The organism is Sphingorhabdus sp. (assembly GCF_029865925.1).
Lineage (GTDB): Bacteria > Pseudomonadota > Alphaproteobacteria > Sphingomonadales > Sphingomonadaceae > Sphingorhabdus_B.
This window is the reverse complement of sequence record NZ_JARXAI010000053.1, coordinates 1-8,993: the sequence shown is the minus strand read 5'-3', so window position 1 is coordinate 8,993 and position 8,993 is coordinate 1. Positions and strand designations below refer to the sequence as shown.

The window sequence follows — 8,993 nt, the reverse complement described above, 5'->3', positions numbered from 1 at the left end:
TGGCGAAGGCCACGGTAGCAGGCGAGATCCATCAAACGCTTGATGTTCATCGATGTGGTGCGGCGAAGATCGCCTTCTACGGTGTAGCCCGCATCTATGGTTTCGCGGATTTGCAGAACTTCGGCATCCGAAAGGTCCTGCACACGACGGCTATGATCAATTCCCAGCTTAGTCGCGATTTCGACAGCCTTTGTGCGGCCGATACCGTGAATGTAGGTAAGCGCAATGATCACGCGCTTGTTGGTTGGAATGTTAACTCCGGCAATACGTGCCAATTTATTTACTCCTGCTCCACAGGTGCCCCCGAAAGGACGAACCCTATCTCAACGCTTATGATATCCCGAAACGCACAAAACCAGCTGACGCATTAAAGCGCTGCTGGTTGTACCAGATGTTCGGAATGCGTCGCCCTTACGGTGAGTCGCACCGACTGTCAAGGCCAGAGGCCCGCTATCCCTTGCCTTTCGTCTTGGTTTTGCCATCACTGGCATTTTCTTCAATGAACTCGATAATCCTGCTGGCAATGTCTTTGCCACTGGCTTTTTCAATACCTTCTAGTCCAGGCGAGCTATTCACTTCCATGATGACCGGGCCATGATTCGATCGCAACATATCAACGCCAGCCACATTTAGCCCCATGGCACGGGCCGCGCGCACCGCAGTTGATCGTTCCTCTGGCGTAATTTTGATGGCTTCTGCCGTCCCGCCGCGATGCAGGTTTGACCGAAAATCGCCTTCAGCGCCTTTGCGCTGCATCGACGCGACAACCTTATTACCAATGACAAAGCATCGGATATCCGTCGCATTGGCTTCCTTGATAAACTCCTGAACTAGGATGTTCACGTTTGCACCGCGAAACGCCTCAATGACCGAACGGGCTGACTTCTCGGTCTCACCCAAGACCACGCCGATGCCCTGTGTGCCTTCTAGTAGCTTGATAACCACAGGCGCACCGCCGACCATCTGGATGACTTCGTCAGTCTGCCGTGGGTCATGGGCAAAGGCGGTCACTGGAAGTCCAAGCCCCTTGCGCGCCAAGATTTGCAATGACCGCAATTTGTCACGCGAGCGGCCAATGGCAACGCTTTCATTTAGCGACCACACATTCATCATTTCAAACTGGCGCAGCACAGCCAAACCATAAAAGGTAATCGACGCACCGATACGCGGAATGACCGCGTCATATTTGCCGAGCTTTGCACCTTGATAATATGCTTTCGGTCGATGCGATGTGATGTTCATAGTCACGCGCAAGGTATTCAAAACTTCAATCTCATGGCCGCGCGCCTGCGCAGCTTCGACAATCCTTTTATGGGAATAAAGATTGGCGTTTCGCGCCAACATAGCGATTTTCATGTGCCTATGCTTTCTTAAATGGCGGGTTTCCCCAGTACCCATCGTCGCCCGCTGTTGACGAGAAAGCCGCGCCTTAGCGTTCGACGACCAATTAGCAAGGGAAAGGCCATTGAACGCCGGTTTGCTAAGGTGAGTTGTCCGTTCCAGCAGAGTTTACCAAAACAAAATTGCGCCGAGATGACATAGCGGTCCTGTTTTTCGCCATTTGACGAACGCACCATGCGCCGATCAACCACTGGCGCCTCATAGCGCTTTGGTTTTTCGCCAGAATTTAACCGGAACCAGAATTCAACATATTGCCTACCATCACGCGATATTGGCTTAATCCTGGTAGCGTGAATGGATGATGTGGCCGCGCCCGTGTCCATTTTGGCATGCACTTGTGACAGGCCAAGGCTTGGAATATCGACCATCTCGCACCAGCCAATTTCCACTTTATTCCGCGCACCGCGTGCCGTGCCCCCCGCAACCAATTATCGAGGCTCCGACGCAGGTGCTTCGGGTATGAAAACGTCGCCAGGGGCGTCATCCAAAGAAGTATCCGTATCCGAGGGGCCGACGTCACGCGCTGCGGGATCAGCAATTTTTTCAACATCAAGTCGGAAGCCATCTGATTTTGGCGCCTCGTCCTCTTTTGCGGCAAATAGCGACAACATATTCTTGAATTGCTCACCCAACACTTTGTCGACGGCGGGTGCTATCTCAGGCACTTTGTAACGCATGTATCCACCTACGACATAGGAGAAGCTCACCGTTGTCCCTGTGCCCCCCTTGTTAGGCGCGATAGCAACTGTAAGCGTGCCAATCACGGCCTCCGACTGAAGCGGGCCAAGCGCCCCCTGCATCCGCAACACTTTGCCCGGCTGGGCAAAAATGACCCGCATATGCTCGACACTACCGACCGTCTTCACCTTGCCGTTTGAATCCGTTTCCTGAAACAGTTCACAGAAGCATCCATTGGCCTGCGCATCTATATAAAAACCTGCGGTTGAACCCGACCAGCTGTGCGCTTTGTTCCAGTAATCTTTAGGCGACAGCAACCGCCTCCAGATTTCGTCCGGCGACGCGTTTACAGTGGCAACATGGATGATATTGAAACCGTCTTCTGAATCAGCTTTGACTTCGCCAAGCGCAGGCGTCGATGTTGCAGCCAAAAGGGCGAGGGTTACGAACGCATATTTCATGGGATCGTTTTGTAACAACCGTTTCCATATCCGTCACCTTGAACTTGCTTCCGGATAAGGGTGCCCAGCAACCTTAGCCCGTGATGACGCCGATCGCCGCAGTCACATGATCAATGGGCGCCATGCCATCGACACGACTTACAAGACCGCGTGCATCATATAGAGGCAAGATCGGTTCCGTTTTTGCCCTATATTCGGCCATGCGCGTGCGTACTGTTTCTTCGTTATCATCTGGACGGCGCTTAAATTCATGGGCGCCGCATTTGTCGCATGTGCCAGCAACCAATGGCTGCTTGAAGACGTCGTGATACCCATCACTACAGTTCGCGCACGTGAAGCGGCCAACGACACGATCAACCAACGCATCCTCATCAACAACCAATTCAATGACATGGTCGAGCGTGCGGTTGCAGGCCGAAAGGAGGCCATCCAAAAGCGCAACTTGAGGTGCAGTGCGCGGATAGCCGTCGAAGATCAAACCTTTGCCCGCAGGAATGGCGTTCATATGTTCGCCGAGAATTTCCGCCATGAGCTCATCCGGAAACAACTTCCCCGCTTTCATGATTTCGTCAGCCATTCTGCCAACGTCAGTACCGGCTTTGACAGCCGCGCGCAGAATGTCGCCAGTCGACAGTTGCACCATGCCATATTTCTCGACGAGAAACGCGGCCTGAGTTCCCTTGCCTGCACCCGGAGGTCCCAAAAGGATGATATTCATGAAACGTTTCCCCGTTCGTTTCGATGTCGCACCACTTAGCGGGCGCGTCCACCCTTCAACTTAGCCTTTTTCAGCAGGTCCCCATATTGGTGGGCCAACAAGTGGCTCTGGATCTGTGATATTGTGTCGATGGTGACGTTCACCAAAATGAGTAAACTCGTTCCACCAATAGCAAAGAATTGTTGTTGGCCGGTTTGGCCCATAACATAGTCAGGCAACAAGCACACCAACGTCAGATACGCCGCGCCAAGGACCGTGATACGAGTCAGAACATAGTCGAGATATGACTCGGTGTTCTTGCCGGGACGAATACCCGGAATAAAGCCACCAGCCTTCTTTAAATTCTCCGATGTTTCTTCCGGATTAAACACGACCGCGGTATAGAAAAAACAGAAGAAGATGATGCCGAGACCGTAAAGCGCCAGGTAGACTGGCTGTCCATGGGCTAGATACTGGTTCAACGAAATGACGAAGTCACCCATAGCGCTTTCGCCTGCAACCTTGTTACCGCCCAGCTGCGTGATCGTTATAGGCAAAAGCAACAATGATGATGCAAAAATAGGTGGAATGACACCTGCTGTATTGATCTTCAATGGCAAATGGCTGCGGTCAGCTTGCATCATGCCGCGCTGAGTTGCGCGCTTCGGATACTGAATGAGCACCCGGCGCTGGCCCCGCTCCATAAAGCAGATAAGCAGCGTCAACCCAACAAACATCAGAAGAAAACCAACAATCAGAAACCCACTAATTGATCCCGTCCGTCCGCCTTCAAGCAATTGCGCGAATAGGCGTGGCATTTGCGCCACGATACCCGCCATAATGATAAGCGAAATACCGTTACCAATGCCCCGCGAGGTGATTTGCTCACCCAGCCACATCAGGAACATGGTGCCGCCAATCAAGCTGATGGTCGCAACGACACGGAACATGAGGCCTGGTTCTACCACCGCGCTAATCCCGTTGGCGGCCGCGAGGCTTTCGAGGCCCGCCGCCAAGAAATAGCCCTGAACAGCGGTCAGAAAGACGGTTCCGTAGCGCGTATATTGGTTCAACTTCTTGCGCCCGCTCTCGCCCTCTTTCTTGATGGCAGCGAGCGTTGGCGAAAGTGAGGAGGCAAGCTGCACCACAATCGAAGCCGTGATATAAGGCATAACGCCAAGCGCGATGAGGCTCATGCGCTCAAGGCTACCGCCCGAGAAGGTATTGAAAATATCAAGAACACCGCCGGCGGCATTGTTTGCATAGAGGGCAGCCTGCGCGATTGGATCTACGCCCGGCAGCGGCACGAAACTCAGTAACCGAAAAACGATCAGCGCGCCTATGGTGAACCAAATACGGTTCTTAAGCTCTGTTGCCTGCCCGAACTTCGATAAATTGAGGTTCGAGGCCATTTGGTCGGCTCTAGATGCCATGAGATACTTTCCTTATGCCCGGGTGAAAGCCGAAAGCACATCTATAATGCAACGGCTTAACCCAAAAATTCCGCCTGACTGTATCTGGACGAACCCTAGAAATGTCAAACCCCGCCACCCCATATCGGGAAGCGGGGCAGGCATGACAAGAGCGAAGTCGTCGCCCCTATCTTATTTCTTAGCCGCAGCTTCTTTAGCTGCGTTCTTAACCGAAGACTTCTTTGCAAGCGCCTTTTCAGCTGCTGAAACCTTCGTCAAAACTTCGACGTTGCCGCCCGCTTTCTCAACGGCTTCAACAGCTGCCTTCGAAGCGCCCGCAACGGAGAAATTCACCTTCGCGGTGAGTTCACCCTTAGCAAGCAAACGAACGCCGTCTTTGCCGCCGCGCGCAAGGCCAGCGGCCTTCAATGCAGCATGGTCAACTACAGCTTTGATATCGATTTTCTTCGCGTCGATAAACTTCTGGATCATGCCCAAGTTTACCTCAGCATGATCCTTGGCGAAGATATTGTTAAAACCGCGCTTTGGAATACGCATGTGAAGTGGCATCTGGCCGCCTTCAAATCCATTGATCGAAACACCTGAACGGCTGGTCTGGCCCTTTTGGCCACGGCCCGAGGTTTTACCCTTGCCCGAACCGATACCACGGCCGACGCGCATACGACGATGGCGCGCGCCTTCATTGTCTTTAATGTCATTCAATTTCATGTCGTGCACTCGCTTTCGCTTTAATTCGCGCTGATGTGATTAGTCCTGAATTTGGACCATGTGACGAACTGTACGGATCATTCCGCGCACTTCGGCTGTGTCTTCGATTTCGACAACGCGGTTCATTTTGTCAAGGCCGAGGCCTTTCAAAGTTGCGCGCTGCGAAGCGGGACGGCGGATCGGCGAACCGGTCTGCTTGATTTTAATCTTGGCCATATTGATTACTCCGCAATAGCTTCTGCGTCGGCTTCAGCAGTTTTGCTGCCACCGCGACCAAGAAGGTCAGCGATTTTCTTGCCGCGACGTTGCGCTACCGACTTGGGGCTTGTCTGTTCAGCCAAAGCCGCGAAGGTAGCACGGATCATGTTATATGGGTTCGACGTACCGACCGACTTGGTCACAACGTCCGCAACGCCAAGGCTTTCGAAGACAGCACGCATTGGGCCGCCTGCGATGATACCGGTACCCGCAGGTGCCGAGCGCAGTGTCACATTGCCAGCGCCGAAATGGCCCTTGCCGTCATGGTGCAATGTGCGGCCATCTTTCAGGGCAACCCGGATCATCGACTTCTTAGCTGCAGCAGTTGCTTTGTTAATAGCTTCCGGCACTTCGCGCGCCTTGCCATGCCCAAAGCCTACGCGGCCTTGGCCATCGCCGACAACAACTAGTGCCGCAAAGCCGAAGCGCTTACCGCCCTTAACTGTTTTAGAAACGCGGTTGATGTGGACGAGCTTTTCAATCGTGCCATCATCTTCTTCCTGAGCTGGACGACGATCGTTATTGTTACGACCACGACCACCGCCGCTACCGCCACCACGATTGTCACCGCCGCCACGACCACCGCGACCGCGACGTTGGCCTTCAGGAGCGGCTGCTTCAGGTGCTGCGCCATCGGTGACGGGCGCAGTGCTTTCAATGTTATCAGCCATCATTAGAACTCCAATCCGCCTTCGCGCGCTGCATCAGCAAGCGCTTTGACGCGACCGTGAAACAGAAACCCGCCACGATCAAATACCACGCTGGAAATGCCAGCCTTCTTGGCAGCTTCGGCTACCCGCTTGCCAACATCAGCAGCAGCTTCGGCCGTCGAGCCATTCTTCGCCTTTACGTCCTTGTCGAGCGTTGAGGCAGACGCAAGCGTCGAACCCTTCGAATCGTCAATTATTTGGGCGTAGATATGGCGGCCAGTGCGGTGCACGGAAAGACGAGGACGTCCAGCAACCTGCGCACGCAATTTCGAACGAACGCGCTGACGGCGACGTGCAAAGAGAGACAATTTTGCCATTATTTCTTCTTCCCTTCCTTGCGGAAGATATATTCGCCGCGGTACTTGATGCCCTTGCCCTTATATGGCTCTGGCTTCCTCCAGCGACGGATTTCGGCAGCAACCTGCCCAACCTTCTGTTTGTCGATACCCGAGATTTCCACCGTGGTGTTATCAGGAGTCTTGATTTCAATGCCGTCCGGGATCGCGAAGTCAACATCATGGCTGTAGCCAAGTTGAAGCTTCAACATCTTGCCCTGGCTGTTGGCACGATAACCAACACCGGTGATTTCAAGCACTTTGGTAAAACCCTCAGTCACGCCGGTGACCAAGTTTTGAACCAGCGTGCGCTGCATGCCCCAAAAAGCGCGCGCCGCTCTGCTGCCGTTGGCTGGCTTCACCAAAATACCGGCGTCCTGCATCTCATAGGAAATAAGGTCGCTCATCGGCATTTTTAGTTCGCCCTTCGGTCCTTTGACCGAAAGCGTGCCCGCTTCCATGCTGGCGGTAACGCCGGCTGGAATGGGAACAGGTTTCTTACCAATGCGGCTCATTAGAATACCTCCGCCAGGATTTCGCCGCCGACATTCTGTGCACGCGCTTCGGCGTCCGACAAAACGCCCTTTGGCGTCGAAACGATGGTGATGCCAAGGCCGTTGCGGATAACGGGAAGCTCTTGGCCGCCTGAATATACGCGGCGACCAGGCTTTGAAACACGGGCAACATGCTGGATAGCAGGTGCGCCTTCGAAATATTTCAGCTCGATACGGATGCCCTTATGTGCACCCAAAGCTTCTTCGCTGTAGCCGCGAATATAGCCTTCACGCTGCAACACATCGAGAACGCGGGTCCGTAGGCTGGAAGCTGGCGAGACTACAGAGTCTTTCTTCGCCCGCTGGCCGTTGCGGATACGGGTGAGCATATCACCCAAAGGATCGGTCATTGCCATCTATCTTATCCTTACCAGCTCGACTTCGTAACGCCCGGGATCATGCCCTTATTGGCAAGATTACGCAGTTCGATACGGTTCAGCTTGAATTTACGGTATACGCCGCGAGGACGCCCGGTGGTTTCGCAACGGTTACGCACGCGGTGCGGGTTACCATTACGAGGAATTTCAGCCATTTTGAGGCGAGCAATCAAACGCTCACTATCATCTAGCGACTGGTCTTTCGCCATCGCCTTAAGCTTCGCGTAACGAACAGCATATTTTTTAGCCAGTTTCTTGCGACGCTCGTTCTTGTTTATGGAGCTCAGTTTAGCCATTATGCAGCCGCCTTTTCATCAGCTTCTTCCACTGGGAACGGGAAGCCGAACAGCTTAAGCAGTTCACGCGCCTCGTCATCCGAGTTTGCCGAAGTGGTTACGATCACATCCATTCCGCGCACCACGTCGATGGCGTCATAGCTGATTTCTGGGAAGATGATTTGTTCCTTCAGACCCATGGCAAAGTTACCACGGCCGTCAAAACTGTTTGGATTCAAGCCGCGGAAATCGCGAATACGCGGCATCGCGATTGTCACCAGACGGTCAATGAATTCGTACATCTGCGCGCCGCGAAGTGTAACCTTCACGCCGATTGGCATACCTTCACGCAACTTGAAACCAGCGATCGATTTCTTTGCCTTGGTCACGACTGGCTTTTGACCAGCAATAAGCTCCATTTCGGCAAGAGCGGTCGTAACCTTCTTCTTGTCCTGCGATCCTTCGCCCACGCCCATGTTGAGTGTGATCTTCTCGATCTTTGGAACGGCAAAGCGGTTTGCGTAACCGAATTTTTCTGTCAGGCCCTTTACGACGGTTTCGTCGTAAAGCTTCTTCATACGAGGCGTATATTTGGTATCAGCCACTGATCGTCTCCCCGGACTTCACGGCCACACGGACCTTCTTGCCGTCCTTGGTTTCCACGCGGACGCGTGTTGCCTTGCCGGTCTTGGGATCCGCCAAAGCCACATTCGAAATGTGCAGCGGAGCTTCAAAGCGGTCGAGACCACCCTGCGGGTTGGCCTGCGACGCTTTCCGGTGGCGCACAGCGATGTTGACGCCAGCGACGACAACTTTGCTGTCTTTAGGCATCACGGCGGTTACTTCGCCTGATTTGCCCTTGTCCTTACCGGCGAGCACGACGACGGTGTCACCCTTTTTGATTTTTGCCAGAGCCATTGTTATAGCACCTCCGGTGCCAAGCTGATGATTTTCATGTGGTTCTTGGCGCGCAATTCACGAACCACTGGTCCGAAAATACGTGTGCCAATCGGCTCCTTATTGTTACCGATAAGAACAGCAGCATTAGAGTCGAAGCGAATGACCGAGCCATCGGCACGGCGGATGTCTTTGCGGGTACGAACGAT

The 8,993-nt window shown here is 53.6% G+C and carries 16 protein-coding genes; all 16 read right to left on the bottom strand.

What is annotated here, in order from left to right; all coding sequences use genetic code 11:
• The coding region (gene rpsM, locus QE270_RS05050; RefSeq protein WP_300036128.1) for a 30S ribosomal protein S13 at positions 1–275 on the bottom strand (275 nt) is incomplete at its 3' end.
• 175 nt (positions 276–450) lie between these two features.
• Positions 451–1,356: a 30S ribosomal protein S6--L-glutamate ligase gene (gene rimK, locus QE270_RS05045; protein ID WP_300036125.1), complete on the bottom strand. Its 906-nt coding sequence runs from the start codon at positions 1,354–1,356 to the stop codon at positions 451–453.
• 14 nt (positions 1,357–1,370) lie between these two features.
• On the bottom strand, positions 1,371–1,790 hold the full coding sequence (locus tag QE270_RS05040; protein ID WP_300036122.1) for a RimK/LysX family protein: 420 nt from the start codon (positions 1,788–1,790) through the stop codon (positions 1,371–1,373).
• A 39-nt stretch (positions 1,791–1,829) separates the two neighbouring features.
• Entirely contained in the window at positions 1,830–2,540 is a 711-nt protein-coding gene (locus QE270_RS05035) for a hypothetical protein (protein ID WP_300036119.1), read from the bottom strand.
• 73 nt (positions 2,541–2,613) lie between these two features.
• A complete protein-coding gene (locus tag QE270_RS05030; protein WP_300036116.1) occupies positions 2,614–3,258 on the bottom strand; it encodes an adenylate kinase in 645 nt (214 codons plus the stop codon).
• Between the two features lie 35 nt (positions 3,259–3,293).
• A complete protein-coding gene (secY, locus tag QE270_RS05025) occupies positions 3,294–4,670 on the bottom strand; it encodes a preprotein translocase subunit SecY (RefSeq protein WP_300036113.1) in 1,377 nt (458 codons plus the stop codon).
• Positions 4,671–4,841: 171 nt separating this feature from the next.
• Positions 4,842–5,378 (bottom strand): 50S ribosomal protein L15, encoded by a 537-nt coding sequence (gene rplO / locus QE270_RS05020; protein ID WP_300036110.1) that lies wholly within the window; start codon positions 5,376–5,378, stop codon positions 4,842–4,844.
• A 39-nt stretch (positions 5,379–5,417) separates the two neighbouring features.
• A complete protein-coding gene (rpmD, locus tag QE270_RS05015; protein WP_125229596.1) occupies positions 5,418–5,594 on the bottom strand; it encodes a 50S ribosomal protein L30 in 177 nt (58 codons plus the stop codon).
• A gap of 5 nt (positions 5,595–5,599) precedes the next feature.
• Positions 5,600–6,307 carry a 30S ribosomal protein S5 gene (rpsE, locus tag QE270_RS05010; RefSeq protein WP_300036131.1) on the bottom strand — a complete coding sequence of 236 codons (708 nt, stop codon included), beginning with the start codon at positions 6,305–6,307 and terminating at the stop codon, positions 5,600–5,602.
• Positions 6,308–6,309: 2 nt separating this feature from the next.
• Positions 6,310–6,663, bottom strand: coding sequence for a 50S ribosomal protein L18 (rplR, locus tag QE270_RS05005; protein WP_300036107.1), 354 nt, complete (start codon positions 6,661–6,663; stop codon positions 6,310–6,312).
• On the bottom strand, positions 6,663–7,196 hold the full coding sequence (gene rplF, locus QE270_RS05000) for a 50S ribosomal protein L6 (protein ID WP_300036103.1): 534 nt from the start codon (positions 7,194–7,196) through the stop codon (positions 6,663–6,665). Before rplF ends, rplR begins: the two co-directional genes overlap by 1 nt.
• Positions 7,196–7,591 (bottom strand): 30S ribosomal protein S8, encoded by a 396-nt coding sequence (gene rpsH / locus QE270_RS04995; protein ID WP_300036100.1) that lies wholly within the window; start codon positions 7,589–7,591, stop codon positions 7,196–7,198. Before rpsH ends, rplF begins: the two co-directional genes overlap by 1 nt.
• Positions 7,592–7,602: 11 nt before the next feature.
• Positions 7,603–7,908 carry a 30S ribosomal protein S14 gene (rpsN, locus tag QE270_RS04990; protein ID WP_300036097.1) on the bottom strand — a complete coding sequence of 102 codons (306 nt, stop codon included), beginning with the start codon at positions 7,906–7,908 and terminating at the stop codon, positions 7,603–7,605.
• Positions 7,908–8,492, bottom strand: coding sequence for a 50S ribosomal protein L5 (gene rplE / locus QE270_RS04985; protein WP_300036094.1), 585 nt, complete (start codon positions 8,490–8,492; stop codon positions 7,908–7,910). Before rplE ends, rpsN begins: the two co-directional genes overlap by 1 nt.
• Entirely contained in the window at positions 8,485–8,805 is a 321-nt protein-coding gene (rplX, locus tag QE270_RS04980) for a 50S ribosomal protein L24 (RefSeq protein WP_125229590.1), read from the bottom strand. Before rplX ends, rplE begins: the two co-directional genes overlap by 8 nt.
• Before the next feature lie 2 nt (positions 8,806–8,807).
• A partial coding sequence (locus QE270_RS04975) for an uL14 family ribosomal protein (protein ID WP_300036090.1) occupies positions 8,808–8,993 on the bottom strand: 186 nt, incomplete at its 5' end.

Coding starts and splice junctions, on each gene's coding strand:
- rimK (WP_300036125.1), bottom strand. CDS start 1,356: ATGAAAATCGCTATGTTGGCGCGAAACGCCAATCTTTATTCCCATAAA.
- QE270_RS05035 (WP_300036119.1), bottom strand. CDS start 2,540: ATGAAATATGCGTTCGTAACCCTCGCCCTTTTGGCTGCAACATCGACG.
- QE270_RS05030 (WP_300036116.1), bottom strand. CDS start 3,258: ATGAATATCATCCTTTTGGGACCTCCGGGTGCAGGCAAGGGAACTCAG.
- secY (WP_300036113.1), bottom strand. CDS start 4,670: ATGGCATCTAGAGCCGACCAAATGGCCTCGAACCTCAATTTATCGAAG.
- rplO (WP_300036110.1), bottom strand. CDS start 5,378: ATGAAATTGAATGACATTAAAGACAATGAAGGCGCGCGCCATCGTCGT.
- rpmD (WP_125229596.1), bottom strand. CDS start 5,594: ATGGCCAAGATTAAAATCAAGCAGACCGGTTCGCCGATCCGCCGTCCC.
- rpsE (WP_300036131.1), bottom strand. CDS start 6,307: ATGGCTGATAACATTGAAAGCACTGCGCCCGTCACCGATGGCGCAGCA.
- rplR (WP_300036107.1), bottom strand. CDS start 6,663: ATGGCAAAATTGTCTCTCTTTGCACGTCGCCGTCAGCGCGTTCGTTCG.
- rplF (WP_300036103.1), bottom strand. CDS start 7,196: ATGAGCCGCATTGGTAAGAAACCTGTTCCCATTCCAGCCGGCGTTACC.
- rpsH (WP_300036100.1), bottom strand. CDS start 7,591: ATGGCAATGACCGATCCTTTGGGTGATATGCTCACCCGTATCCGCAAC.
- rpsN (WP_300036097.1), bottom strand. CDS start 7,908: ATGGCTAAACTGAGCTCCATAAACAAGAACGAGCGTCGCAAGAAACTG.
- rplX (WP_125229590.1), bottom strand. CDS start 8,805: ATGGCTCTGGCAAAAATCAAAAAGGGTGACACCGTCGTCGTGCTCGCC.